Below are 25802 nucleotides of genomic sequence, written 5' to 3'. Positions count from 1 at the left end.
CGAATCCGCGCCCGGAGGTACGGTGACTCCAGATGGAGGATGCCCCGACACCCTCGAGTCGATCTGGAGTACCACAACGCGATGGGCACCAAAGCCATTGACCCACAGTCGATCCGCAACGTCACCCTCCTCGGCGACCCCGCCGACACGGCCCGACTGGCCCACCACCTGCGCCGCGGTTCCGGCAACCCCACCTCCAGCCCCGCGACCACGCTCCACTGGGCAACAGACGGCATCGAGCACACGATCCGCCTCGCTGAACTGTCCACCCAAGCCCCCATCGCAGCCCTGCAGCGCTCCATCCGAGTAGCCGACGGCGTGATCGCCGTGGTCGACGCCGCCGCAAACCTCGCCCCGCGCCTCGAAACCATGCTCCGAATAGCGGACGACCACCAGGTCGCCCGCCTCTGCCTCATCACCGGCCTGGACCACCCCGACGCCGACTTCGATCGCTGCGTCCGCACCATCGCCGACACCCGCGGCGCGGTCCCGCTGCCCCTGCAACTCCCCATCGGCACCGGCACCCACTCCGAAGGCGTCATCGACCTGATCTCGCTCTGGGCCCTGGCACCGCTGGCCGCCGACATCTACGGCCCCCAATGGCAACTCGCCGAACAGCAATACCGCACCCTCGTGGCCACCGTGATCGAACCGAACGCCACCCTCGGCCCGCACGAGTTCCCGCTCGAATACCTGCATCACCGCATCCGCCACCTCACCCGCATAGGCGACATCGCACCCATCCTGTGCAGCCCCACCCCCACCAATGACCCCGCCCATCTCCTCGACGCCATAACCCGCTACCTCCCTTCTCCACTGACCGTCTGCCAGCCGGAACACGCCCTCGACTACTGACCGGGGCGGGCCTGTCGGGTCAGCCGACGCTCATCCGGGCCGGGCACGGTCGGGTGAGTTCACGCAGGGTCCGGTGGCAGGCCGACGCCGCCGCACATGACGGCGGCACGGTTCGTCGCCCACCCTCTGCCCGACCGAAGATTGCCACACGAAAAACATTGGCCGACATGCGTTTTCAAGAGGCATCCCAACAGATCTCGGCTCCGATCCCGCCGTCGAGATCGGGCTCGCCCACATAGCCATCGAGCGCAAACTCGAGGCCCCCACACGGGCTCGGGATTTCCGGGAGCGCACGCGTGGTTGATCCCGATTCATGCGTCATCGCAGGCGGACTGTTCGCGGGGCTGTACAGCGCATCCAGCCGACAACTGGGCACAAGTGCTTTACAGATCCCAATCGGTTACACCCAGGACGGCAACATTCTTACCCGACTCGAACAGGCCACCTCTCCATCAAGCCCTTTCAGCACCTCGGCGGCCAATCACCGCGTGCCGAATTCTCAATATCGCGTAGGCTGAAAGCGACGCGCCGTACTGGTCACGCGGCGCCCGGAAACTACTCGCATCGAGGTGAAAGAAGCATGGCCTCCGATGTTTTACTACGGCCCAGGTGAACCTGGTCCAGCTAATTGTTTCGCCGGCAGACGAAAACGCCAGTAGTTTCTGGTTATATCCTGCTCGGGCCGGGCCGAACCCGGAGGTAAGAACAAAGAAGAAAGTACGATCATGCGTAGAGCAACGGCGCTCTTCGCCGCATTACTGTTGGCCATCCTCTTTTCCATCACGTACGCGATCAGCCCGACGACCCGGGCCGCCGGCTGCACCGGCAACTGGGCCATAGGAATCGGCGGCTCAGGTGATCCGTCGGTGTTCGCTCCGTACGTCGATCAGTCCGTCGGCTACGATTTCGCCGATCCGATGTCGGCGTTGAACGAAATCGACCGGCTCTTCTGGTCACACCGCAACGAATGTCCACGCGACCATATCCGGTTGATCGGGCACAGCGAGGGTGCGGGCATACTCCATGCCTGGGTCACCGCCCACCAGAATGTCGGCAATGCGAACGCCATCTTGTTGTCGGATCCCAAGCGCGCTCCGGGACCCGGTTCGGGTGGACTGTCGTCGACTCCTTGGAATTGGATCGTCGGTTATCCACTGGCCGGCGTCGACGATTGGTTCGGCAACACCCCGGTGCTCACCGTCTGCAACCACGACGACCAGATCTGTGACACATCAGCTGGTTGGGTGGGCTACGCGTTCGCGGGTGCGCACGATCGCTACGATTTCAACGTCTGGGACTACGGCGATCAGGATTCCGGCGTCTGGTACCGGTAGTCGCTCATTCGCGATATCGGAATCGCCAGATGCATCCGGTGGCTTAAATGGAACGAAATTCGCTATCCGCAAATTGAATTGATTTCAGCGCCCATCGCCCCACGACGCGCTCCGCAGGGACACGAATGTCCGGTGATGCGGTCAAGGAAGTGACAAGCGAGTTGCGGCGGGGCTGATACCCCGCCGGCACCAGCCGTCGTGGTGACGACACCGGTCGCCGAGGCAGGCGCACCTGGACTCGGCGAGCTGTCCACAGTGGTGCCGCAGCCCGCGACCAGCATGACGGCTCCACATGCGATGGCCGCGAGATATCGCCCGGGCGCAAACCTATCCCGCATCGAGAGCTGTTGAACCTTCTGGGTTTTCGGACTCATGGTCTGTTCGTCGGATGATTCCCCGGACTCCATTAGCGAAACTAACTGCCCCCAAAAGTCGGGGCTTTGACCGTGGGAGCCGAGCCCCGGCCGAGCAGAGTGGGCAGCCACCCGGGCGGTGCTGATCCCAGGAGACCCTCGCCCACGGATGGACGATCAGTATCGGCGGCGGTTCGTCCATGGTGTCCAGGCTCCCGACCATCAACGGGCGAGCCTGGACCACCGTTCGCGTGCGAATTGGCGGGTCATGCACGCATGTCCGGAAGGCGGTGTCCGAAAGATGGGCGCCGGCAGGCGCTTCGACCCCACGAGTGATGGAGCCGGCAGGTATGCAGTTGCTTGTCCGACACACCCTGCACAAGCCGCTCGGTCGAGGGAAGCTCCTCGAACATCGAGGGGACCGCCGATGGAACGGATGGCGACTTCGGTCACCCGATCCAACTCCCGGGTGGAGGGCCAGCAGCGATAAAGTCGCGCTTACTGTAGCGGTTATCCGCGCATGACGTGATCGTGATGTGCCCGTATGTATGGTCCGGGCCATGCACAAGATTGCGGTGGGGATTGCCTTCCTGATCCTGATTTCGGGTTGCGACAGATCCGATGATGCGCAGAATCTGCCGGTAACGGCATCCCATAAACCCATCAAGCCGGTCATCCCCACCATTGTCGATCTTCTTCCGGACGGCCCTGAATCGGAGAATCTCTATATATCCACCCTACAAAAGGACGGAATCCAGTTCCAGGACAGGACCAAAACGGTGTCCATGGGCCGAACGGTATGCGCCGCACTGCAAACGAACACGGTCCTGGGCGTGACCGCCGACCGGCGATCGCTGGATCACATTTCCGATCGAATCATAAAGGGCACGGATTACACGCTCGACCAGTCCGCCCTCATCATCGGCGCATCCATCGGCGCATTCTGCCCGGAGTTCTCCTATCTGGGGAATTAGCGCCTTTCCCGGCGATTACTGTAGCGCCGGATTTCACTCCTCTGGCCGTCACGCCCCTACCCCGACAGGGACGACCACCGGCAACTGAATGCCGTGCGGAAGTGCCGTCGACGACTACCTGTTTTCGCGCGACGCTGAGACGCAAACCTTTTCGTAGAGTTACCGGCGAGAATTCCCCTTCCCACCGGTAACCGGGGTCGGCCACTCCACGGTGAGCCGCAGATGGCCGTATCGGGCTCGGGCGGCGCCGGCGGTCAAGGGGTTGAGGGACAAATCTGCGAAAAATCACGCTGAGCAGCCATCTGAACAAGAACTCCGTCGGTGGGCGGCCCTGTGCTGCCAAACCCGCCGCCTCACCGACCTGAAAGCTACTTTGCGGCTGGGATGGCTTCCAGAGTCCTGGGCCTCGTCGCCGGTCCCCTTTACCGACAGCGTGTTTCCCGGCGCCCTCCGCCGATGAAATTCATCGTCTGGCCACATGGCGCCGCGGCTGGGCGCGCTCGCCCCGGCGGCAAATGCCACAGACCTGGCCGAAGGGGTGTCGTGCAACGATCGCAGTTGCCGCAACGACACCGACGACATCTACCGCGTGCAGGCCCGGGTGCGGTGCACGGACACCGTTGGCCCACACGAGATCTCGGTCTTCGTCAACAGCCACTCCACCCAACATGTCAGTGCCTCATGCCCGGATGAGCGGCCCGGGACCGGCGGAATCATCGATTGGAACGACGTGAGGGGTATCGACTACTCGAGCGCCACGGTCGACAACAGCAGCCGTCGCCCGCTCCAGCACCCACCGGGCCCTGATGCCTCCCCCATCGCATCCGATGGAGGAGGCCCGGAGTTGTCTGTACGAATCGCTCCGGGCCGCCCGCACTGCGGCGACGTCTCGGCGGTCATGAACACGCGGCCAGCTCCCGCGCTGGACTGATTCACGGGTTTGGCGGTGGTGATGAAGGTTTCGAGCTTCTCGCGGACCCACTGCACATCAACATCAACAAGCCGCCCTCACCCACACCACGCACGACCGGCGTCGGCTGGACAAGGTCCGCGGCATGGCCGATTGACCTGTACGAATAAAGTGGGCGCAGAGGGGATCGAACCCCCGACCGCTGGTGTGTAAAACCAGTTTGACGAGTCCAGCTCATCCATGCCCTTGACGTGCTGATCGTCTGTCGTCTCCAGGCGCAGGTCAGGCAGTTCGCAGTATGAGGGGATCGGACAGGACTGGACTTGAGAATCCATGTCTAGACACCTGTCTGCAACATGTTTCGCTACATTCGATTCGCCTGCTGCTACACGCCAGCAGGCGAGAAGATGCCATCGCAGAGACCTCAGTAGGCCGGTTCGGTGGTCACAGGCACTCTGCGAGACCTGAATCTTGCGACCGCAATCCATTCGGCAAACTGCCCCGTTGTTCTGGCGATCAACTGCCTGACCTGCGGGTTCGACAACTCGCCATGTCTCGTGAGATTGTCCGCAACCTGGTCAGCTGATACGTTATCGCGAGTTCGCATCAGGGTTTCAGGGGGTTGTTCGACGCGATGGCGATTCACTACTCGAACTTCGGCAACTTTGACGATGACTGGGATGACGAACCGGCACCTGCACCACGCCCGGTCAAGCCCGCCGAGGTAGAACCACCGACCAGGATCGGAGTCGGACTTCCCGCAGTTGTCGTAGTCCCGGTACATCCACGGTTGGACGACGGCGGCATCTCGATCGAACTCAGCGCGGAAGTCTCCGGAGATCCTGTCGCGATCATCTTCTCGACAGTCGAGCGGCTGATCGAACGGTTGGGACGACATCAGCCCTGGGTGATGATTCCCGCGGTGGCACTACCCGAATTGCTTGGTACGCCGGCCATCTCGATCGTGCTCGATCCTCTGCCGAAGACATGTCGCATCTGGTGGACCAGCGATCGGCTCAAGCAGCTGGACTTCCACCAGGACGAGATAGAGGAACCCGAGCTCAGAGGGGACATCCGCGCATGAGTGCTGGATTCGAAGTCATTCTCGATGACTTGAAATCCATGGCCAAGACCTTCGGCGACGAGGCCACCGCGTACGAAGGACTGGTGCCCAGTTTCCTCCCGGCGGCAGTGGATTCCGGTGATGCCGTACTGAACGAGGCGATGAAGGGTGGGCTCGAATTGTTAGAGCTCCTTCATCATCAGATGGTTCGAGCTATTCAAATCCATGCGGAAAAGCTCGCGTATGCTCGGGACTCCTACGAGCGTCATGACATCGACAATCGCAAGCTCTTCGACGATCTCACCAAGGATCTGGACTAACTAGCGAGAAAGGAACACCGGATGAGTTGGATCGGTGGCGATCTCGCCGGTCTTCAGGCCATGGGCACGGCAATGAAATCCGCAACGGATTCCACCGATCCCGTTGTAAAGGCTTTGAGCTCCAAAGTCGACACAATTGTCGGCGATGTAGGCTGGTCCGGGGGCGCAGCGGATTCGTTCCGCAAGGCATGGACAGAGACATCGATACAAGTCGGCGCACTGGCCACAGTCAATAGCAACTGCGGGAAGATTCTCGGGGATCTGGGCGACAATCTGCAAAAAATCGAGGCTGACCTTGTCAATGCCGCACATGAAGCCCAGCAGAAGGGCGCACAGATCGGTGATGACGGCAAACCGGGCACTCTCGTCATCACCGGGGACCCCGATTCCCAAGCCGCCAAGGACGCTCGCCAGGCCCAAACCGACTACACCAACACCTATAACGCCGCACTCAAGCTTGCCCGCGGATATCGACTACAAGCCGCCAAGGAATTCACTGGCGCGATCAACCTGATCAAACCTACTGGCAATGAAAGCGATTTCAGCTGGGACAAGCGCGTCACCCTAGCGGACTACATCCGCGGCCTGTACGTCATACCCAACGAGAAGAACAGCGAATGGGCGAATAAACTTCCCGACAAAATCAAGGCCGCCGAATCCGATCTCGACCAGGCTTTCAAAGACTACACCAAAGCACACGACGAGTACCTAACCAAGGGTGAGCAGATCCCATTCGACGATCCCCGCTTTACCGCCACATTCGATGCCACCAAGGATCTATCGCAGCTGGAATCGAAATTGTCTGCAGTGGAGGCCGGGAAGGGCGAAGCTCCTTTATCCAACGTCCTCAATATCAAAATCAAGGATGCGGACAAGCTGATCCCGGCGCTCGAGAAGGTCACGCCGAAAGGACTCAACTTCCTGAAGGAGATCCCGGTTGTCGATGTCGCGGCTTCCGGCGTGGTCGCCGAACTTCAAGCGCAGGACGACATCCAGAAAGGCCAGAACCCCACCTCTGCCCGCGCATACGACTACGGTGCCGCAGCAGCAGGTCTTGCGGCAGGTGCCGGTGTCGTCGCCGGTGCTGCCGCATTGTCGGCCGCCGGCGTGGTCAGCGCGCCCGTGTGGGCGACAGCCGTCGTGGCGGGCGGGGTGGTTGTCGGTGTCGGCGATGTCTTCTACGAGGGATTCCACGAGCACTGGGCCGAAGATATCCACGATCGAGGAGTTATCAGCGGCATCACGCACGGAACAGGAAGCATGTTCTCCAACACCGGACATGACATCAAAGACCTAGGCACTAGCGCCTGGGATGCTACGAGTAAAGTCACGTCCAAACTCTGGCATGGAGTCTTCGGATGACCGATCACACAACCGATTTTCAGCCACCGATCCCAACGATCCCTCTGTTCGGACAGTCCTGGTACGAGCGAGGTTTCGGGTACTGGACGAAGCGAGCGCTGATCTCGATCGCCCTCGGGCTCTTGCTACTGCTGTCGGTCGTCTTCATCTGGGCCGTTGTAGCAACGATCATCGATAAAGCAAGCTCCTGGCCACGAATTGCGCTGGTGCTGCTTGTAACCGCAGGCATCGCGTGGAGTCACTACATCGGCTTCAAACAGGTTCGGGCACGCAATATCAATCCAACTTTGAACACCGCAGCTGGATCGGCAGGGCTCGTAACCGGTGCCGCCGCATACGGCGGTTCGGGCCTTGCCGGAGGTCTCATTCTCCTTGGCCAAGTCTTTGTAGTCGGATGGGTCACGGCGAATTTCGTTTACTCACTTCGACGCTACGTAAGCCCCTTCGAGGTTCGCGCGGTGCGGCAAATGCAGGAATGGTTCACACAACACCCAGAATTGCCAAATAGCCAGCGCCCTAAGCAATTTCAGAAATAGGTGTACCAAACAATTTGATCACCGCGCCAATCGTTCGCTTTCCGTAAAAGCACTTCCGCATATTCCGCATTCGATTGGTCCGGCGTCGTAGACGGTGCGTGATAGTCGGATTTTTCGGCCACAATCGCATTCTGCGGTCAAACCGTTGTTGCTGGACTTGCGTCCGCCTCGTCGTTCAGGCTCGCGTCGGCGGTAGGCGACCAGTGCGAAGGCCAGCTCGTCCAGCTCGTAGCGGTATTGCTCGCGCGTCGCGTCGCGGACAGTGGTGATCGACCATCCGATTTTTGGATGGTACGTGACGTCGAGCCCGAGCTCTTTGCCGAGTTCGCGGTATCGCTCATTGTGCCATCGGCCCTGGCGGCTGGTGTCCTTGATCCCGCGCACGACGGCGATACCGTGGGCCGCCTCGTGCAGCAGGGTGGCCAGCAAGTCGACTGCGCCGCGCTGAAGTCCTTCCCCGCCGACGAACAGCTCGTGTAGCTCGTACTCGCCGCGTATCCATCGGTTCGGCGCGAAGTACCCAAGGGTCAAGTCGCTGCCGCCGGTCGACCCAGCTCCCACAGTGAGCACCACATCAGGTACATCGGGGTGGTGGGATCGGATTGCGGCCCAAGCATTTTCCACGGCGGTCACGAGTAGGCCAGTGATGGTATCGGAGTCGGTCATGATCTCCGGGGTCCTTCCGGATGGCTTGACACGTACGTGTCAACCGGCGGCCCAACGGTTTTGACACGTACGTGTCAACGGGAATGGGAGGCCCGCGAGAGCGTGGATTCCCTGGGCGCGCGCCGCGCTCTCGTGGGGCAGGCCCCGCGGCCTGCCCTCAACGCCTGCCCAGGGGCCACAGAGGCTCCAGATTCCGGGGAACGCGCCAAAGCGTGCGCGACCGAATTCCCGTCCCCCACCGTCAAGATGATTGTCGACCGCAGGCTCGGGAATTCGGTCGTGCCGGGCGCGGACCTTGGAATCTGGAGGAGTGGTCCCGCACAATGCGGCGTCCGCCCAGGGAATCCACCAGCCGCACAGCACCTCCGGACCCTGCTCCAGCACCGGACCGGCGAACGCAACCATTCCTGCCGGACTCGTCCACCTCGACGCAACTCCTCGTACCGAACGACACCACCGCGCCAGCACTCCGGACCTCACCACCTACGCCACAGCCACGTACGCACCCCACGTCCCGCACACAACCACCTACCCAACAGCAACGCTCATTACCCAACGCAACCACTCACCACCTACCCCCTGAAACCCATTACCTACTTACCGATTACCCCCGACACACAGACTCTCTTACTCACCTGCTCCCCTCGCACAGATCACCAAGTACACATTGATGTGTGTACTTGGTGATCTGTGCGAGGGGAGAACACATCACCGCAGGTCAGTCTGCGTGTCGGGGGGTGCGAAACCCGGGTCAAACTAGGTGACCGATCTGTCTACGTTTCGCACACGTTTTTCCGCGAGGTGACGAGCAAATCACAGGTTTCGCACCTCAGAGGGTCAGCTTTCACACGCCTTAAACAAGGGTTTCGACACCACGGATTAGCTTGATCAACAACGGATTCCAGTATTTGCGCGTCGTGGCCGGCCCCGGCATGTGGTCCTGTCCTGACTGCCCGTCGCGTCCGGGGTGGGTAGGGGCGCGCGATTTTAACGGCACCGCCCCTCCGCGCCCGAGGACGAATTTCCCTGTACAGCACGTAGTCACGTGGCGGCCCGGAATCGGGAAATTCCTCCTCGGCCGGGAGCCTCTGCGGTGCCGAGACGGGCAGGGTGCCGGGCAGGCGAGGGCCTGCCCGCCTGGTCCACGCGCCCCCACCCCACCCCTCCGCAAACATCCCGCAGGCAGAGTTCGGGATATGCACCGTGACGGAAACCTGTTGCATACCACCAATCCACAAGCAACAGCGACGCCGTGGTTTCAGAGGAGGAGCGGGCCGCGATCGCCCGGGTACGGGCGATATTCGACGATGTCCTGCGTTACGGCCTGGATCCGGGTTGGGTGCGGGAAGCCAGCGATGCGGCCATCGATGAGATGGTTAGTAGACAGAACGCTGTTGCCGTCCCCGCGGCCTGGCGCGAGATCCTGCGTTTGATCGGTGATCGGAACGGTTAACTTTTCGGCCAGGAGGAGTTTGTCGGGTCAGGCTCGCAGGTTCCGGCGGATGAGGCCGACGGGACGCCATCTTTGGTAGAAAACGCGTGCCGCTACCTGCCCGCGTCGGCGACAAGTTCGTCATAGCCGACGAATCCCGCACGCTCCCAACTCAGTCCGGTCCCCACTGTCTGCCGAGTCTCGTATCCTCCAGACATGGCAGCGTGGAACAAGCAGGCCCGATGAGCGGGCGAACAGCAGAGGGATTGTATGCCTGCCTGGAGGATCTTCAGCCGGGTCTCATCCTAGCGGGGCTTCTGCCGCAGCCGGTGAACATCCTGGCAGTGAAGGCGCACGGCAAGGACGCGCTCACTCTCACCTATCAAGGAGCTGACGGCGTCCTGGGACAACGGCTCCTCTACCGCGCCGACGAGACCGGCCTCTCGATCCAGTCGCCGACATCCCGATGGCGGTTCGACGCCGACCCGGTCGAGTTCCGCCTGGCGGCTGAGGCATTGCGGATCCGGATGGCTGGGCTGCACGACCCGATGGTGGCGGTTTCCTCGAGCGCGGTCGACCCGCTGCCGCATCAGATCCGCGCCGTCTATGGCGAACTTCTTCCCCGCATCCCATTGCGGTTCCTCCTCGCGGACGACCCGGGCGCGGGCAAAACGATCATGGCCGGTCTCTATGCCAAGGAGTTGCTCCTGCGGGGTGATCTGGCGCGGCTTCTGATCATCGCTCCCGGCAGCCTCGTCGAGCAGTGGCAGGACGAGCTCGCCACGAAGTTCGGGATCACTGCCGAGCTGTTGTCACGGGAGATGATCAGCGGGCTTGTCGACGGGAATCCGTTCGCCCGTTACCCGATGCTGATCGCCCGGATGGACCAGCTGGCCCGCAACGACGACCTGCTCACGCTGCTCGACGAAAGCGAGTGGGATCTGGTGATCGTCGACGAGGCGCATCGGATGTCGGCGAACTGGTGGGCCGGAGAGCTGGATACGACGCGCCGCTACGAGCTCGGCCAGCGGCTCGGCACAATCACGCGACATCTGCTGCTGATGACAGCGACCCCGCACTCAGGTAGCGAGTCGAACTTCCAGGCGTTCATGGCGCTGCTCGATCCGGACCGGTTCGAGGGTGAGTACCGCTCCGGCGCGCATTCGACCGACACGTCCGGGCTGATGCGACGGATGGTCAAGGAGGAGCTGCTCACCTTCGAGGGCAAGCCCTTGTTCCCGGAACGGATCGCCGAAACCGTCCCCTATCAGCTCTCAGACGCCGAACAGCACCTGTACGAGGAGGTCACCCGCTACGTGCGGGAGGAGATGAACCGCGCCGAGCGGCTGGGCAGTGACAACCCCCGCGCCCGCACCGTCGGGTTCGCCCTCACTGTGCTGCAGCGACGACTCGCATCGAGCACCCACGCGATCCTGCGGTCGCTACAGCGCCGCAGCCAAAGGCTCGAGAGCAAGCGCCGAGAAATGCTCGAACCCCGATACTCGCGCGTCGAGAACGATCTCGCGGCCATGACGTCATGGGATCGGCTCGCCGACCCCGACGAGCTCGACGCAGAAGAGACCGAGCGGCTCGAAGAGTCCGTGGTCGACGCGGCGACCGCAGCACAGACCATCGCCGAACTCGACATCGAAATCGCCCAGCTCACCGAGCTGGTCAACCTTGCCCGCACGGTGCGTGACAGCGGCGAGGACCGCAAGTGGAGTGAGGTGCGCTCGCTGCTTCTCGACGAACCGCTGCTGTCCGGACGAGATGGAACACCACGCAAACTGATCGTCTTCACCGAGCACAAGGACACCCTCAACTACCTGACCGCGCAGATTCGCAACGTGTTCGGCCGTGAGGATGCGGTCGTCACCATCCACGGTGGCACTCGTCGTGACGAGCGGCGAACCATCCGCGAAGACTTCACACACAACCCTGACGTGCGGGTGCTCGTCGCGACCGACGCGGCCGGTGAAGGCCTGAACCTGCAGTCGGCCCACTTGATGATCAATTACGACCTGCCGTGGAACCCGAACCGGATCGAGCAGCGATTCGGTCGGATCCACCGTATCGGACAGCGCCACACCTGCCGGTTGTGGAATCTGGTGGCCGAGGACACCCGCGAGGGCCAGGTGTTCACCCGGCTGCTGCAGAAGATGGAGACACAGCGCCGCGCCTACGGGGGTCGGCTCTTCGACGTGCTCGGCGAGGCGTTCAAGGACCAGCCGCTGCGCAAGCTGCTGGTTGAGGCCATCCGCTACGGCGACGATCCCGCCCGCTTCCAGGAGCTGAACCGGATCGTGGACGCCGAAGTCTCCAAGGGCCTCGACGATCTTCTCGCCGAGCGCGCCTTGGCAAAAGAGTCCCTGACCCCGCATCAGCTCGACCTGCTTCGCCGGCAGATGGACGAGGCCCGCGCCCGCCGCCTGCAGCCCTACTACGTCGAGCTGTTCTTCCGGGACGCGTTCAAACATCTCGGTGGGCGCATGGCCCGCCGTGAGAAGGGCCGCTACGAGATCGCCAACGTGCCTGCCCCGATCCGACAGCGGCAACGCCCCGGGTCAGCCCTGCCGATCGCCACCCGCTACGAACGGGTCACCTTCGATCCTGAACACGTCGACGCCGACGATATCCGCCGCGCCGAGCTACTCGCTCCCGGACACCCGCTGCTAGACACCGTCCTCGACGCCACCGTCGAAGCCCACCGGGCGGCTCTCGAAGCCGGGACACTGCTGTTCGACCCATCCGACCCGGGTACCGAACCACGACTGATCGTCGCCTTGACCGGCGAGATCCTCGATGGCACCGGTCAAGTGGTGTCAAAGCGTTTCGAGTTCATCACCCTCACCCCGACGGGTGGGGCAGCCGTCTCAGGACCCGCCCCCTACCTCGATTTGCAGCCGCTGGCCGACGATGCTCGACCGTTCGCCGACTCCGTCCTCTCGGGTGCATGGTTGACCGCCGGCGTCGAGCAGCTGGCCACATCGTGGGCGATCACCCACTCCCAGCCTGAACACCTGCAACACGTGCGCCAGCAGCTGCTCCCACTGATCGACAAGACCCGCGGCGCCGTCACCCAGCGACTGAAGCAGCAAATCAACTACCTGTACTCGGAGGCAACCCGGCTGCGCGACACCCCCGGTACCGGCAAACCAGGACGTTCCCGCAAACAACGCCAAAGCCCCGACCGGCTCGAAATCCGAGCCCGCGACCTCGAAGCGAGACTCGAGCACCGCACTAGCCGCCTCGACGCAGAGGCACAGCTGGCGGCGACCCCGCCAACAGTGATCGGCGCAGCACTGGTCATCCCTGCCGGGCTCGTCCCCGGCGAGACCGCCCGCCACGCCCAGGAGACAGCCCGGGTCGAGCGCCGCGCCATCGACAAGGTCCTCGAAGCCGAGCGCGCACTCGGGCGCGATCCAGTCGAGATGCCGCACAACAACCCCGGCTACGACATCCGCTCCACCACCGCGGACGGACGTACGGTGTTCATCGAGGTCAAGGGACGCATCGTAGGAGCGGAGGACCTAACCATCACCCTTAACGAGGTATTGCTCGGCAAGAACGTGCCCGCCGCCCACCGCCTCGTACTCGTCGAGGTCAGCCCGCACGGACCCGAGCACGACCAGCTGCGGTATCTAGCCGAGCATTTCCGCAACATCGACCTTGGCGACCTCGCCGCCACCAACGTGCGCCTGCACTGGGCAAAAACATGGGCCCAAGGCACTGATCCTTGCTGAACTGCCGAACCCTGCGACGCATGGCAGTGTGTCCCGGTCTCGTTGCTACCGTTCGTCCCAACCCATCACACCCGACCTGACCTTTGGAGCTCACTACCAATGACCCGTCCTAGCCTGACCCGCTGCGCGGCCACCACCGAATCGTGCAGGTGCCGGGCATGAGCACACCGAAACGCAAGCTCATCGAGGTCGGTATCCCGTTGAAGACGATCAACGAGGAGGCCGCGCACGAGAAGTCGGTGCCAAGGAAGGGACATCCGGCGACGATGCATCTTTGGTGGGCACGTCGTCCCCTTGCAGCGGCACGTGGACTGCTGTTCGCGCAGCTAGTTGACGACCCATCCTCGCACCCAGAGAAGTTCCCCAGCGAGGAGGCGATTACCGCCGAACGGGCCCGCCTCCACGAATTGATCGAGGACCTGGTGGTTTGGGAGAACTCGAACGACGAGAGGATCCTGGCGCAGGCTCGTCACGAGATTCTGCAGTCGACCAACGGTAATCCTCCGCCGCTCCTCGACCCGTTCGCTGGTGGCGGCACCATTCCGCTCGAAGCTCAACGACTCGGGCTCGAAGCGCGTGCGTCGGACCTCAACCCGGTCGCGGTTTTGATCAACAAGGCACTGATCGAGATCCCACCGAGGTTTTCGGGCCGCCCACCGGTGCACCCGGACGTCGCAAAGGAGCAGCTGGAATCGTCGTGGCCGCGGGCGACTGGCCTCGCTGAAGACGTTCGCCGATATGGGCAGTGGATGCGTGATGAAGCGGAAAAACGGATCGGAAAGCTCTACCCGAAAGCCACCTTGCCCAACGGGTCGCAGGCGACGGTGATCGCATGGCTGTGGGCGCGCACCGTTACCTGCCCCAACCCCGCCTGCGGAATCGCCATGCCACTCCTCCGAACTTGGTGGCTAGCCAAAGGCAAGGGAAAAGAGTCCTACATCGTTCCCACCGTTGTAGACGGCAAGGTGAGTTTCACCATCGGCCACGACCCCAAGGCTGCACCGACCTCCGACCTGGACGGCACGGTGGGACGTAGTGGGGCTACCTGCATCGGCTGCGGAGCCGCTGTTGAACTGAAATATATCCGCGCTGAAGGCAAGGCTGAGCGGATGGGCGAACAACTGGTTGCAACCATCGCCGAAGGTGACCGCAAGCGCATCTACCTTGCGCCCACGGCTGAGCATGAGGCTGCCGCATTGGTGGAGCGCCCTGACGCACCTGCAGAGGGGGCGCTTCCTGCTGAGGCGCTCGGGTTTCGTGTCCAGGCTTACGGCTTCAAGGACTTTTCGGACCTTTTCTCACCACGACAGCTGACTGCGCTGACCACGTTCAGCGATCTAATCACCGTAGCCCGTGACCGAGTCCTATCAGACGCGGTCGCAGCCGGTGGGGTATGCCGAGATCACGAAGGGCCGTCTTCAGACGCAGCCGCCTACGCCGAAGCGGTGGCCACTTACCTTGCATTTGCGATCAGCAAGGCAGCAGATTGGTCTTCCTCATTCTGCTCATGGATATCCAACGTTGAGAAAGTCCGCGATACCTTCGCGAGGCAGGCCATACCGATGGTGTGGGACTACATCGAGATCAACCTGTTCTCGAACTCAGTTGGTAACTTTGGCACGCACACCCCGTGGATCGCGGATGCAATCGACCGCCTGCCCGCAGTGCCTACTGCGAGCAAAGTCGAGCAGACCGATGCGTCTCGGCGAGACTTTTCCAGCGCGCTCATCTCAACCGATCCGCCGTACTACGACAACATTGGCTACTCTGACCTTTCCGACTTCTTCTACGTGTGGCTGCGTCGATCATTGCGCACCGTTCACCCGGAGCTACTAAGCACGATGCTTGTCCCGAAAGCAGACGAGCTTGTCGCGAACCCATTCCGACACGGCGGCAAGGATGGTGCACAACAGTTCTTCGAGGAGGGATTTCGAGAAGTGTTCCGGCGGGCCCGTGAGTCGGCGCTACCGGACTTCCCGATCACGGTGTACTACGCGTACAAGCAGTCTGAGACTACCGAGGGCGGCGAGGCATCGACCGGTTGGGAGACCCTCCTCGAAGGCATGATCCGTTCCGGCTGGTCGGTTACCGCGACCTGGCCGCTGCGCAGCGAGCGGGGCGGTCGGATGATCAGCGTCGGCACCAACGCGCTCGCGTCATCGATCGTATTGGCGCTGCGTCCCCGCCCGGAAGACGCGCCCCGCACGGACCGCCGACGGTTCATCGCCACCCTTAAGGCGGAGTTGCCGAAGGCACTCAAGGAGTTGCAGCAGGGGGCGATCGCGCCGGTGGACATGCCGCAGGCGGCGATCGGCCCTGGTATGGCGGTCTTCTCCCGCTACTCGGCGGTATTGGAGGACGACGGATCAAAGATGCGGGTGCCTGCGGCGCTGGCGCGGATCAATGAGGTTCTCGACGAGGTGCTGACCGAGCAGGAAGGTGACTTCGACCCGGACACCCGCTTCGCGATCGCCTGGTTCCGCCAGTACGGGTTCGATCCAGGCACATATGGGGACGCGGACAACATTGCTCGTGCCCGCAACGCGTCGATCGACCACCTCGATCGCGCCGGGATCCTGACCAGCCGGGCGGGCAAGGTCACCCTGCTTGCTCCGGACAACCTCGACAAATCCTACGACCCAGCCACCGATCCGTCGATCAGCGTGTGGGAGGTCGTGATGCACCTGACCCGCGTCTTGTCCGCCCAGGGCATCCCAGCCGCCTCTGCGCTGCTGGGTCGGGTACCCGCGTCGATCGAGCGGGACCTGTGCAAGGAGCTCGCGTTCCTACTGTTCTCCATCGCAGAGGACCGCAAACAAACCAAGATCGCTGTCGACTTCAACGCGCTTGGTACCAACTGGAACGAGATCGCCGCAGCCGCCCCCGCGGCAGCCCCGCAGCCCTCCCAGGCGACGTTCGAATTCGAGGAGCAGTAGACGTGGCGAAGATCAGTAACCGCGACCGAGTGCGCCGCGCCCTGGAACTGCTCGGTGAGTCTCTGGACTCGTTCATCACTTCAGCGACCAGCGACAAGCTGCCTGAGGGCAAGCATTGGACGATGCTGCTCGCCGCGAAGGACGCCGGCAAGGGTGCCAGCGAATCCAAAATGTACAACCCGGTAGACCCGCAGAACGGGCTGCGGATGCTCACTGAGAACATCACAGGCAAAGCCATTGCCGGCTGGTTTCCGTTCAGGGGCCTGCTATCGCGGGCGGAGCAGAGCCTGGCGAGTGAGCTGCGCGACGTCCGTGACAGGGAGGCTCATCACGAGCCGTTCTCCGCTGATGACGCCTACCGCGCCCTGGACACCATCGAGCGGCTGCTGCGGGCGATCGGGGCACCGGACGCCGCCGACGAGGTCAAGCGCTCACGCATCGATCTGCGGCGAGTCTCCTCCGAGCAGGAGGACCGCAAAGTGGTTAAGGCCGCCGGGGCCACCGAGGTCGGCTCTGCGGGGCTGCTGCCGTGGCGTGAGGTGCTGCGTCCCCACGATGATGTCGCCAAGGGCAACTTCCGTGCCGCCGAGTTCGCCGCCGACCTGGCCATGGTCGCGCGCGGCGAGGGTGACCCCGAATACACCGACCCTGTCGAGTTCTTCCGCCGCACTTTCCTCACCGGCGGCCTGCAGGACCTGATCACCCGCGCCGTCGCCCGTATCTCCGGGAACAAGAACGCCTCCCCGGTGATCAACCTGCAAACCAACTTCGGTGGCGGCAAGACGCATTCGATGCTCGCCCTGTGGCACCTGGCGTCCGGCCGGCCGGTCACGGACTATCCGCAGGAACTGCAGGACCTGCTCGGCCCGATCCGACTCGATCGCAAAATCGGTAGGGTCGCGCTCGTCGGCAACCATCTCGAACCTTCCGGGCTGAAACCCAAGCCGGACGGGACGAAGGTCAACACACTGTGGGGGGAGCTGGCCTGGCAGCTCGGCGGGCGTGAGGCCTACGAGATCGTCGCCGACGCAGACCGCACCTCCACCAACCCGGGCGACAGCTTGCGTGAGCTCCTCGCCACGTATGCGCCGGCGGTCATCCTGATCGATGAATGGGTGGCCTACGCTCGCCAGCTCTACGGAAAGGACGATCTCGCCGGCGGCAGCTTCGACACCCAGTTCACCTTCGCCCAGACCCTGACCGAGGCCGCGAAAGCAGTGCCCGGCGCGCTGGTGGTGATCTCGATTCCCGCCTCTGCTCGCGACGACGACGGGCACAGCGAGATCAGCGAGGAAGAGGTCGGCGGCGAGAACGGGCGTGAGGCACTGCGCCGCCTGCAGAATGTCGTCCGCCGCGTGGCCGACCAGTGGAAGGCCGCCAATCCCGAGGAATCGTTCGAGATCGTTCGACGCCGGTTGTTCACCGCACCGGACGGGCAGGCGCTCGCACAGATCGGCGCGACCGCGCAGGCGATGGTCAAGTTCTATCGCGACCACCACGGTGAGTTTCCCAACGAGGCCATCGACAACGGCTACCTCGACCGCATCCGCGCCACCTACCCGGTACACCCCGAACTGTTCGACCGGCTCTACCAGGACTGGTCGACCCTGGATCGGTTCCAACGCACCCGCGGTGTGCTGCGTCTGATGAACACCATCGTCGGCACTTTGTGGCGCGCTGGTGACACTGCGCCGCTAATCATGCCGGGTTCGGTGCCGCTGCGGGAACCGGAGGTGATGACCGAGATCACTCAGTACCTCGAAGACCAGTGGAAAGCGATCATCGACGCCGATGTCGACGGCCCCCTTTCCGCTCCCGCGCAGGTCGACCACGCCAGCCCGGACCTGCTCGGCAGACGCTTCATTACCCAACGCCTGGCGCGCACAGTGTTCATGGGCGCCACTCCCACGCTGCACGGCTCCCACAAGGGTGTCGACAAGGCGCGGGTGTTTCTCGGCACCGCGCTGCCTGGGGATGTTCCTGGCAACTTCCACTCGGCGCTGAACCAGCTCGCCGACAAAGCAACCTACTTCTATGGCTCGGGCACGCAGTTCTGGTTCGACACGCAGGCCAACACCACCCGCACCGCCCGCGACCACGCCGAGCGGCTGCACCCGGAGGAGGTATGGGCCGAGATCACCCGGCGGCTGCAAGACCACCGCAGCCCCACCGGACACGGATTCGCCGCCGTGCACATCGCCCCCGACTCCTCCTCCGACGTGCCCGACAGCCAGGAGGCACGGCTGGTAATCGTGCCCCCCTCGCACGTCTACGACCGCCGCCAAGGCTCGGAATCGCCGGCCTACACATGGTCGAGCGGAGTCCTCGATCGACGCGGCAGCGGGGCCCGCACCCACCGGAACATGCTCGTATTCCTGGCCGCGGACTCGGCCCGCTACGAGGAGCTGCAAGCATCGATTCGCGACTTCCTCGCCTGGAAGTACGTGCGTGACAACGCTGACGGCATGCTCGACCTCACCGCCCAGCAGAAAAAACAAGCCGAGGACCGACTCAAGCGGGCCGATGCGACCGCCCGTGATCGACTCCTCGGCACGTACCACTGGGCGCTGGTGCCCAACCAGCCGGACCCGACCCGCCCACTGCACCTGGATGCGATCAAGGCAGAAGGCAGCGCCGGCACCCTGGCCGAGCGGACCGCCAAGCGGCTCGTGGACAAGTCCGAGCTGGTGCTCAAGCGTGCATCCGCGGCGATTCGTCTCGACCTGGACACGGCCTTATCCACATTGTTCGAACGTGATGGCCACATCAGCCTTGGTGCGCTGTGGGACTACTACACCACCTACCCTTACCTGGCGCGGCTGCGTGACCGTGGCGTCCTCGAAGACGGTGTGCTCTCCACACTGGACACCCCCATCGATTGGGAGGGTCAGGGCTTCGCCCTCGCCGAGGGATGGGACGGCCAGAACTACACAGGCTTGCGGCTCCCGACAGATAGCACACCCGCGCCCGCGACAGTCGACGCACTGCTTCTCGTCGAACCACGCCGCGCCACACAACAGCGGGAACGCGATCTCGCCCAAACCCAGCAGACCGAGCCGGACCAAAACGGGGATCCGGTGCCACCGACCCCAGACCGCGGGCGCCCGACAGCTGGTCCTTCGGTGCCCAACCGTGCGGTACCCCCACAGCCCGAACGCAAGTCGAAGACCCGCTACTTCGGGACCGCCACGCTGAACCCGGACTTCTATGCCCGCGACTTCGGAAAAGTCACCAGCGAGATCATCCAACACCTCGCCGCTGTCGAAGACGTCGAACTCGAAGTCCGACTCGAGATCACCGCCGTCGCCAAGAACGGCTTCGATGAGGCCAAGGTGCGCACCGTGTCCGAGAACGCGCACACGCTCAAGTTCGAGCAGTCCGAGTTCGAAGAAGAGTAGCGGCTAATGCGGCCCTCAGCAGCTATTCACGGATGCTGAGGGCCGCAATGCCCAGTTCACCGGCAGCGTCGATGGCGACTCGCACACCGCTACTTCGAGCCAGGCAGACCCCTACTTACGGCCCGGTTCAGTTCTGTTCCTCGATCCGCTCGGCCTCGTTGGTGTCGTTGGGAGACATGGTCTGTCGTGGCGTGCCAGATTGAGCAGGATCGGTTGCCGGACAACAGGTCCTGAGTAGGCTCGGCCGCACGAAATGATCACCGCATCGGTCCAGGTTCAGGCTTGGGGATTGGTTCCTGCGCCCTAGTGAACGGCAAGTCGGCGTGATGATTGCCTCTCGCCCTTGCCAGCCGCCCGAATGCCGAGTTCGGTACCGTGCTGATGATCAGCGGATCAACTAGAGGTTCCGACATGGCCACTAAACACGTCATCGTATTGTCCGCCATACCAGCCGTTCTCGCAGCCGCGCATACTGTCGCCGCGGCCGAACCTGGGCAGCCCGGGCTTGCTGTCCCCGGTGACGGGCAACCCGGACTCAGTACCTCCCCGTTGGCGCCAGCCGCGCCGAGCATGGCCGACTACATCCCCGATCCACCATCCCCGCCCACATCGCGTCCTCGGCCACGGCAGCAGACCGCACCTCAAGCTAACACCCTGTCTGAGCCGCAATCGCCTGATCTCACCTCCGACCCGGGCGCGGAACCACAACCGGCGTCGTCCGATTCCCTGAGGGTTCCCGCGGATCCGCACACACTGCGACTGGGCACAACCACTGTGGAAACACCCGATTGGGTGGACATACGGCTGCGAGACAAGGCTCAGGCGTACCTGGATGTCGCCGAGTGGCAGATCGCCGCCACCTACGACAAGATGGGTTTCCCGCGTGAGGAATCCGATCGCCGTGCCGCCTCTACCATGATCGGCGGCGGGATCGGCGCCTACGCCGGCGCGGTGGCCGGGGGCTTGTTCGCCCTCAAAGGCTGCGCCACAGGCATGGTCCTCGGCGGAGTGATCGGCGGTGTCGCCGCGGGCATTCCGACCGCCGGCACTGCCTCCGTTCTCGGTGCCGCGGTCGGCGGCACCGTGGGTTGCATGATCGGCAGCGTGGTTGAAGGCGGCACCGCCGCGGTAATCGGTGCCGCGGCCGGGGCCGGAATCGGTGGCACGGCAGGCGGCGCACTCGGCGACGGCGTCGATGTCCCGGCCCCCGCACTCATCGATGAGGTGGTCTCAGTGCCGGATCCAGCACCCGCGAATACGGTTCCGCACGACGCGGTTTCCGATGATGGGCTCGGCACCACGATTCGACAGGCCGCCGATACCGTCGCCGAGATCAGTCCTGAAGCCGACACGGCGGTCACCTCGTTGCGGACTGCCATCGCAGCCATGCCTCTGGTGTCCCCGGACCTGCTCGGACCGCTGGCCACGCCTGTCTCCAACCTGATGGCTGCGCTGACCACGCAGTGAGGTCTGATAGAAAAAGGGCGGAGCCCGTGCCTGGCTGAAACAGGCACGGACTCCGCTTGATCAATATTCAGTTGTTGTCCGGAGTGTTCAGCTGAACAAGGTCAGCTGATTCTCGTGGGCTTTCCGGTCACAGTCTTCCCGGTAGGTTCTGGCCAGTCGCTGCGCCTTGTACTTCGGTAAGTCGAAGTCCACGGCGATCGCGGTCCAGCTGGCACCCCGGTCGTACTGTTCCTGGATCTCCCGCCCGAGCCGTAGCTCCGTTCGGCGGCTCATCGGTTTTCTGGCCTTGGCCATGATCGGACACCTCAACCTTCGTAGGCGTCTTCTCGCTGGCACTCGCCGTCCTGAATCTCGCACCCTGCCTCGTTGCAGAGCTCGCACAGGATCAGTGCCGTTCCCGGTCCGACGACGATGTCGAAGCAGTCCCGGCAGCCACACCACTGATATCCCGAACCGCTCATGATCGGCCCTCCTGCAACCTGCCGTCACTACTGGCAGTGGGGTCTTCGTCGACATCCCACGGTTCGTAGTGACCGCACTCGTAGCAGTACATGAGGTACTCGAACGGCGCGTCCTGCGAACGAGCCGGTACGAGGCTCATTGGCGTACCGCAGCATTCGAGATCGACGGTCATGCCGTCACCTCCTGGCTGTCGGTGAACACCGTCCACCGGGCCTGGATCGCCGACACGATCATCTCGTCCGCGACATCGATGTCACCGACGATCACCCCGAGTTCACGCAGGTACTTCAGCTGGGTCCCGATCACCGCAGACAGCTGCGATAAATCGATCACCCGAGCCTCGGCCACCGTCGCGCCCGTGCTCGGGGTCCGTGCCCACTCCCATTCCTTGGGCAGAAAGCCGCCCTGGGACAGCCACTGATCCAGCCCGGACACGTGGTCGGTGAGTTCGATGAGAATGCCGATCAGGTCCCGCAGGTCGTGGACATCCCACACACCGATCTCGTTGTACTGCTTGATCAGGTTCCGGATTTCGGTGAGAGCCGCGTTCGGGTCCATTACCGCCTCCTAGCTTTCGCCGGCGGTTTCGGGCACTGATCGTGCTGGGTCTGGAGCGCACCGAGATCCCATTGCAGGCACTGCACCTGATCGAGCAGTTCCTTGCACTCGTCTCTCAGCTCGTCGCGTTCCTTGATCAGCTCAGCCACCCAGACCGAATGGGCCTTCGCGTCCGCGACGACGGGCTCACCGTCGGCCACCGCAGTCCCGTCCTGGAGGGCATCGCCGATGGCCCCCAACAGATCCGCGGTGCCGGACCGGGACAGGTCGGCCGTCACCGACCGGTACTGCCCGCCCATCGAGTAGACGAACGTGAACCGGAACTTCGATCCCGGCTCCATCCCGATCAACAGCCGCCCGAGCCGGTCGGACCGCTGAATCATCTGGCTGGTGTTCATCACGCCACCTCCTCGTTCGAGGAGATCGGCGTCCAACTCGGGGTGGCGTCGTGGCCCGGTGTCTGATCGATGGCATGTACCCACCAGACCTGGACTCCGTCGTCGATCAGGTCAATCTCCTCACCGCATCGTGCACACGCGATCGCTTGCCCCTGGACGGGCTCGTGATCGTTGACCGAATGCGGTTCGTGGGTCCACCAGTAGTCGATGCCGTTGAACACCAACACGATCCGGCCACCACACCGGCGGCAGTGCACCAACTCCTCCCGCGGCGTCAGCACGGCGCCGTCCACGTTGACGGGTACCGCGTCGCTGACCTCGTTGTCGATGACGCCGGGGACGGTGCCGGTGAACCTGTCGATGGCCGCGGTCAGGTTGTCCCGCAAGGTGCGGGCCTCGTCGACGGTGAGGTCGGCGAGAATGCCTTCCCAATCGGGACGCAGATGCCAGCGGATCTCGATGTCACCGCGGGTATCTCCGGCCGTCAGCAGCTCGACCGTCGCATCGGGCATGTTGTGCCAATGCAAGTGGACCTGCCCGCTTCCGCCGCGTCCGTACTCGCCGTTGGAAGCAGCTTTCGCTTCCGTGTGCAGGTACGCCATGATCAGATTCCTTTCCGAGTGATGTGGTGAATGACGTTGCGGCACAGGAGGGTGTTCATCAGAACTCCTCCAGTGGCCGCGCGTCGGGACCGAAGTACGGCGGGATACCGTTCGGACGGGGATCACCCACCCGATCCGGCATCGAGTCCTGCTCGTCATCGCTGAGCAATGACTCACAGTCCGCCAGCGCCGAAACCAGCGCGCTGGCGAGCGCAGCAGCCTCGGGGAGACTGAGGTACGTCTGTACTCCGGTCTCGGGATCGGGCTGCCACACAATGGCGATCGAAAGCTCGGCCTCGCCCAGCTCCAGGAACACCTGGGTGGGGAGTTCGTGCCAGTGGATCGTCATCTTCTTCTCGCCGCCGTGGGGCTCGTCGGCCCGGCTCAAGACGCACGCCATGATCAGGCCACCTCATCCTCATTCGGCTGGAAACTGGCCCACGGGTCATCACTGGCCCCGAAGTTGTTGTCAGCCTTCGAATTCGGTCGGCCACTACTACGGGCCTTGGTCCGGACGGGTTTGGCCACTGCGTATTTCAGCGACACCCCTACCTCGTCGGCCACCAACTCCATGACCTGGCGCTTGATGCCTTCGCGGTCGGTGTACTCCCGCTGTTGCAGCTTGCCGACCACCACGACGCGCGATCCCTTGATGAGGGAATCGGCGACGTTCTGACCAGGCTCGCGCCACTGGGTGCAGCGCATGAACAGCGCCGGACCGTCCTTCCACTGCTTGGACTTCGCGTCGAAGACCCGCGGGGTGGAAGCGACCGTGAAGTTGACCACCGCGTCACCCGTATCGTTCATGAAACGGATGGTCGGGTCGGCGGTCAGGTTGCCGATGATGGTGAGAGTCGTCTCTCCAGACATTTCAGATACTCCTGAAAGTTGTTGAAATAATTCGGTTTCCGAGACCTAGGTCTCGGTGAGGTTGTCCAAGCCTCATAGCTGTGATGCCACAGACATCACGGGCGTTCAACTGTCGTAGCAGTTACCTCCTTTCTGATTCGTTGTTAAAAATCTGTGGGGCATCCTTTTCGGGTATAAATGGAAGCCCTTGCCATTTAAGGAAACTCGCTATTGACCGCGCAGAACACGGCACATCGATGAGCACACAATGGGCAGGGGGCACAAAATCCCGGTCATGCCTCGGCCTGCATCTGGGCGGTCGATTCCGCCTGAGCGCTGGCCTGCTGGCTCTGCGCGGCGGACGGCTCGCCTGCTGTCGAGTGCTGGCCTTGTTCGGCTTCGGCCTTGGCCTCGGCTTCGGTCTCGGCCCGCGGAATCGCGCCATTGCCGTTCTGGGCTTCGGCGTGCTGTTGAGCGTGCTGGCGGGCCTTGTGGTCGTTGCGGGCCGGGCCGTGGCCGTTGGTGGCCTCGGCGGTCGCGGTCTGCTGGGGTAGCAGTTCGTTGATGCGTTCTTCCAGTGCTTCCAGTCGTCCGGCGAGATCATCGAACCGGCGCGTGTTCTCGTGCCGCAGTTGGGTGATCTCCGAATTCGCTGGCTGGGCGGCAGCGGTCGCAATCTGAGTGAGTTGCTGCCGATGCTGGGCGACCTTCTGCTCACTGGCTGCTGCCGCATACCGAGCGCGGACCGCCGCGTTACCAGTGACGGGTTCGAATACGTTGCGCGCTACCGGCTTCGCTGGGTCACGGTCGACGGCGTCGAGGGCCTGCACGACTTGGCCGCGTTGTTCGGGGGTGAGCACGGTGTCGTGAATGGTGTGCTCGATGCTGGCGCGCAACCCGGACACGTACGCGGTCACCTTGGCCTGCTCCTCCGGGGAAGTGCCAGCCGCGGCGCGGGCCTTGGCGGCAGCCGACTCACGCTGGTAGTCCTCAGTGCGGGCCTGATACCACGCCTGGGTCGTGGCGATCTCGTGGTTCAACATGTTCTGGGCGTCGCGCAACTCGGTGACGAACTGCTTGTAGTCGGTGCGGGACAGGCGGATCGATCCATCGGCGCTGGCGCGCTGGATGCGCTGCAACAGCTGGAAGATCAGTGCCGCCAGCTGCGGCCAGTTGCGGACGGCCTCGTCGACTTCGTTACCGGACATTGGAATCAGCTCCTGTCCCGGCGGCGTTCATGTCGGCGGCCAGGCCCTGCAGCATCATGGCCAGCTCGGTCACGATCGGCGGCTTGGCCGACTGCAGCACTGCCACCTCGGCGGCAACCTGTGGATCGCTGGTCCACGCGGTCGTCAACCAGTCCGGGTCGATGCGTTCGATCAATTCCGGCATCGACCGCGGCGGGCTGGTATCGGGGGCGGCGCAGGCCAGATTGAGCACGAACACGCGGGCATCCGCAAAGTACTGCCCGGCGAGGCCACGGGTGTGTTCGTCGAACATTTCCGCGAACTCCGCCGCCATGGTGTAGCCGTTCATGGCCCACAGTTCGGTGAGAAAGTTCGGATCAAAGAATTTGCTGCACAT

At 63.3% G+C, this 25802-nt stretch carries 24 protein-coding genes and 1 tRNA gene; 14 read left to right on the top strand and 11 right to left on the bottom strand.

The window, feature by feature from the left end; all coding sequences use genetic code 11:
- The first annotated feature begins 81 nt into the window (after positions 1-81).
- The 5 genes from AB0L60_RS19730 (at position 82) to AB0L60_RS19710 (ending at position 4447) form a co-directional block, all read left to right on the top strand.
- On the top strand, positions 82-855 hold the full coding sequence (locus tag AB0L60_RS19730) for a GTP-binding protein (protein ID WP_364615714.1): 774 nt from the start codon (positions 82-84) through the stop codon (positions 853-855).
- 296 nt (positions 856-1151) lie between these two features.
- Complete coding sequence (locus AB0L60_RS19725) at positions 1152-1373, top strand: hypothetical protein (RefSeq protein ID WP_364615711.1); 222 nt, start codon at positions 1152-1154, stop codon at positions 1371-1373.
- A 207-nt stretch (positions 1374-1580) separates the two neighbouring features.
- A complete protein-coding gene (locus tag AB0L60_RS19720; protein WP_364615708.1) occupies positions 1581-2189 on the top strand; it encodes a hypothetical protein in 609 nt (202 codons plus the stop codon).
- Between the two features lie 913 nt (positions 2190-3102).
- On the top strand, positions 3103-3516 hold the full coding sequence (locus AB0L60_RS19715) for a DUF732 domain-containing protein (protein WP_364615705.1): 414 nt from the start codon (positions 3103-3105) through the stop codon (positions 3514-3516).
- Positions 3517-3994: 478 nt separating this feature from the next.
- The gene (locus tag AB0L60_RS19710; RefSeq protein ID WP_364615702.1) at positions 3995-4447 is read left to right on the top strand and encodes a hypothetical protein; all 453 of its coding nucleotides are present in this window, start codon (positions 3995-3997) and stop codon (positions 4445-4447) included.
- Between the two features lie 151 nt (positions 4448-4598).
- Here AB0L60_RS19710 and AB0L60_RS19705 read toward each other — a convergent pair.
- Positions 4599-4672 (bottom strand) — tRNA-Ser (locus AB0L60_RS19705).
- Between the two features lie 376 nt (positions 4673-5048).
- Here AB0L60_RS19705 and AB0L60_RS19700 point away from each other — a divergent pair.
- The 4 genes from AB0L60_RS19700 to AB0L60_RS19685 are packed head-to-tail and all read left to right on the top strand — an operon-like array spanning position 5049 to position 7707.
- A complete protein-coding gene (locus tag AB0L60_RS19700) occupies positions 5049-5510 on the top strand; it encodes an SAV_915 family protein (protein ID WP_364615699.1) in 462 nt (153 codons plus the stop codon).
- The gene (locus AB0L60_RS19695) at positions 5507-5809 is read left to right on the top strand and encodes a DUF6317 family protein (protein ID WP_364615696.1); all 303 of its coding nucleotides are present in this window, start codon (positions 5507-5509) and stop codon (positions 5807-5809) included. The genes AB0L60_RS19700 and AB0L60_RS19695 overlap by 4 nt, the downstream gene beginning before the upstream one ends.
- Positions 5810-5830: 21 nt before the next feature.
- On the top strand, positions 5831-7171 hold the full coding sequence (locus tag AB0L60_RS19690; protein ID WP_364615693.1) for a hypothetical protein: 1341 nt from the start codon (positions 5831-5833) through the stop codon (positions 7169-7171).
- The gene (locus tag AB0L60_RS19685) at positions 7168-7707 is read left to right on the top strand and encodes a hypothetical protein (RefSeq protein WP_364615690.1); all 540 of its coding nucleotides are present in this window, start codon (positions 7168-7170) and stop codon (positions 7705-7707) included. Before AB0L60_RS19690 ends, AB0L60_RS19685 begins: the two co-directional genes overlap by 4 nt.
- An 18-nt stretch (positions 7708-7725) precedes the next feature.
- Here the strand turns inward: AB0L60_RS19685 and AB0L60_RS19680 are convergent, their stop codons facing one another.
- The gene (locus tag AB0L60_RS19680) at positions 7726-8373 is read right to left on the bottom strand and encodes a hypothetical protein (protein ID WP_364615686.1); all 648 of its coding nucleotides are present in this window, start codon (positions 8371-8373) and stop codon (positions 7726-7728) included.
- A 1252-nt stretch (positions 8374-9625) separates the two neighbouring features.
- On the opposite strand from AB0L60_RS19680, the gene AB0L60_RS19675 reads away from it, so the two are divergent.
- From AB0L60_RS19675 to AB0L60_RS19655, 5 genes are all read left to right on the top strand, one after another.
- Complete coding sequence (locus AB0L60_RS19675) at positions 9626-9826, top strand: hypothetical protein (protein ID WP_364615683.1); 201 nt, start codon at positions 9626-9628, stop codon at positions 9824-9826.
- Between the two features lie 221 nt (positions 9827-10047).
- On the top strand, positions 10048-13548 hold the full coding sequence (locus AB0L60_RS19670; protein WP_364615680.1) for a helicase-related protein: 3501 nt from the start codon (positions 10048-10050) through the stop codon (positions 13546-13548).
- A gap of 158 nt (positions 13549-13706) precedes the next feature.
- Complete coding sequence (locus AB0L60_RS19665; protein WP_364615677.1) at positions 13707-16484, top strand: DUF1156 domain-containing protein; 2778 nt, start codon at positions 13707-13709, stop codon at positions 16482-16484.
- 2 nt (positions 16485-16486) lie between these two features.
- Positions 16487-19882: a Swt1 family HEPN domain-containing protein gene (locus AB0L60_RS19660; RefSeq protein WP_364615674.1), complete on the top strand. Its 3396-nt coding sequence runs from the start codon at positions 16487-16489 to the stop codon at positions 19880-19882.
- Between the two features lie 792 nt (positions 19883-20674).
- Positions 20675-21349, top strand: a complete 675-nt coding sequence (locus AB0L60_RS19655; protein ID WP_364615671.1) for a hypothetical protein — start codon at positions 20675-20677, stop codon at positions 21347-21349.
- 87 nt (positions 21350-21436) lie between these two features.
- Here the strand turns inward: AB0L60_RS19655 and AB0L60_RS19650 are convergent, their stop codons facing one another.
- The 9 genes from AB0L60_RS19650 to AB0L60_RS19610 all read right to left on the bottom strand — a co-directional run bounded on the left by AB0L60_RS19650 (position 21437) and on the right by AB0L60_RS19610 (position 25802).
- Entirely contained in the window at positions 21437-21643 is a 207-nt protein-coding gene (locus tag AB0L60_RS19650) for a hypothetical protein (protein ID WP_364615668.1), read from the bottom strand.
- A gap of 163 nt (positions 21644-21806) precedes the next feature.
- Positions 21807-21983: a hypothetical protein gene (locus tag AB0L60_RS19645; RefSeq protein ID WP_364615665.1), complete on the bottom strand. Its 177-nt coding sequence runs from the start codon at positions 21981-21983 to the stop codon at positions 21807-21809.
- Positions 21980-22369 carry a hypothetical protein gene (locus AB0L60_RS19640; protein ID WP_364615662.1) on the bottom strand — a complete coding sequence of 130 codons (390 nt, stop codon included), beginning with the start codon at positions 22367-22369 and terminating at the stop codon, positions 21980-21982. The genes AB0L60_RS19645 and AB0L60_RS19640 overlap by 4 nt, the downstream gene beginning before the upstream one ends.
- The gene (locus tag AB0L60_RS19635; protein WP_364615659.1) at positions 22369-22803 is read right to left on the bottom strand and encodes a hypothetical protein; all 435 of its coding nucleotides are present in this window, start codon (positions 22801-22803) and stop codon (positions 22369-22371) included. Before AB0L60_RS19635 ends, AB0L60_RS19640 begins: the two co-directional genes overlap by 1 nt.
- Positions 22767-23369 carry a hypothetical protein gene (locus AB0L60_RS19630; protein WP_364615656.1) on the bottom strand — a complete coding sequence of 201 codons (603 nt, stop codon included), beginning with the start codon at positions 23367-23369 and terminating at the stop codon, positions 22767-22769. Before AB0L60_RS19630 ends, AB0L60_RS19635 begins: the two co-directional genes overlap by 37 nt.
- Before the next feature lie 58 nt (positions 23370-23427).
- A complete protein-coding gene (locus AB0L60_RS19625; protein WP_364615653.1) occupies positions 23428-23769 on the bottom strand; it encodes a hypothetical protein in 342 nt (113 codons plus the stop codon).
- Positions 23770-23771: 2 nt separating this feature from the next.
- Complete coding sequence (gene ssb, locus AB0L60_RS19620; RefSeq protein WP_364615650.1) at positions 23772-24239, bottom strand: single-stranded DNA-binding protein; 468 nt, start codon at positions 24237-24239, stop codon at positions 23772-23774.
- Between the two features lie 272 nt (positions 24240-24511).
- The gene (locus tag AB0L60_RS19615) at positions 24512-25426 is read right to left on the bottom strand and encodes a hypothetical protein (protein WP_364615647.1); all 915 of its coding nucleotides are present in this window, start codon (positions 25424-25426) and stop codon (positions 24512-24514) included.
- On the bottom strand, positions 25416-25802 hold the full coding sequence (locus AB0L60_RS19610; protein WP_364615644.1) for a hypothetical protein: 387 nt from the start codon (positions 25800-25802) through the stop codon (positions 25416-25418). Before AB0L60_RS19610 ends, AB0L60_RS19615 begins: the two co-directional genes overlap by 11 nt.

Source organism: Nocardia sp. NPDC051981, assembly GCF_040680715.1.
Classification (GTDB): Bacteria; Actinomycetota; Actinomycetes; order Mycobacteriales; family Mycobacteriaceae; genus Nocardia.
Note: the sequence above shows the minus strand (reverse complement) of the source record. Positions and strands in the feature narration are given on the sequence as shown.

What these genes read in the sequence shown, in the direction of transcription:
- AB0L60_RS19730 (WP_364615714.1), top strand. Translation starts at nt 82, where the DNA reads ATGGGCACCAAAGCCATTGACCCACAGTCGATCCGCAACGTCACCCTC.
- AB0L60_RS19720 (WP_364615708.1), top strand. Translation starts at nt 1,581, where the DNA reads ATGCGTAGAGCAACGGCGCTCTTCGCCGCATTACTGTTGGCCATCCTC.
- AB0L60_RS19715 (WP_364615705.1), top strand. Translation starts at nt 3,103, where the DNA reads ATGCACAAGATTGCGGTGGGGATTGCCTTCCTGATCCTGATTTCGGGT.
- AB0L60_RS19710 (WP_364615702.1), top strand. Translation starts at nt 3,995, where the DNA reads ATGGCGCCGCGGCTGGGCGCGCTCGCCCCGGCGGCAAATGCCACAGAC.
- AB0L60_RS19695 (WP_364615696.1), top strand. Translation starts at nt 5,507, where the DNA reads ATGAGTGCTGGATTCGAAGTCATTCTCGATGACTTGAAATCCATGGCC.
- AB0L60_RS19690 (WP_364615693.1), top strand. Translation starts at nt 5,831, where the DNA reads ATGAGTTGGATCGGTGGCGATCTCGCCGGTCTTCAGGCCATGGGCACG.
- AB0L60_RS19685 (WP_364615690.1), top strand. Translation starts at nt 7,168, where the DNA reads ATGACCGATCACACAACCGATTTTCAGCCACCGATCCCAACGATCCCT.
- AB0L60_RS19680 (WP_364615686.1), bottom strand. Translation starts at nt 8,373, where the DNA reads ATGACCGACTCCGATACCATCACTGGCCTACTCGTGACCGCCGTGGAA.
- AB0L60_RS19670 (WP_364615680.1), top strand. Translation starts at nt 10,048, where the DNA reads ATGAGCGGGCGAACAGCAGAGGGATTGTATGCCTGCCTGGAGGATCTT.
- AB0L60_RS19665 (WP_364615677.1), top strand. Translation starts at nt 13,707, where the DNA reads ATGAGCACACCGAAACGCAAGCTCATCGAGGTCGGTATCCCGTTGAAG.
- AB0L60_RS19650 (WP_364615668.1), bottom strand. Translation starts at nt 21,643, where the DNA reads ATGGCCAAGGCCAGAAAACCGATGAGCCGCCGAACGGAGCTACGGCTC.
- AB0L60_RS19645 (WP_364615665.1), bottom strand. Translation starts at nt 21,983, where the DNA reads ATGACCGTCGATCTCGAATGCTGCGGTACGCCAATGAGCCTCGTACCG.
- AB0L60_RS19640 (WP_364615662.1), bottom strand. Translation starts at nt 22,369, where the DNA reads ATGGACCCGAACGCGGCTCTCACCGAAATCCGGAACCTGATCAAGCAG.
- AB0L60_RS19630 (WP_364615656.1), bottom strand. Translation starts at nt 23,369, where the DNA reads ATGGCGTACCTGCACACGGAAGCGAAAGCTGCTTCCAACGGCGAGTAC.
- AB0L60_RS19625 (WP_364615653.1), bottom strand. Translation starts at nt 23,769, where the DNA reads ATGGCGTGCGTCTTGAGCCGGGCCGACGAGCCCCACGGCGGCGAGAAG.
- ssb (WP_364615650.1), bottom strand. Translation starts at nt 24,239, where the DNA reads ATGTCTGGAGAGACGACTCTCACCATCATCGGCAACCTGACCGCCGAC.
- AB0L60_RS19615 (WP_364615647.1), bottom strand. Translation starts at nt 25,426, where the DNA reads ATGTCCGGTAACGAAGTCGACGAGGCCGTCCGCAACTGGCCGCAGCTG.
- AB0L60_RS19610 (WP_364615644.1), bottom strand. Translation starts at nt 25,802, where the DNA reads ATGTGCAGCAAATTCTTTGATCCGAACTTTCTCACCGAACTGTGGGCC.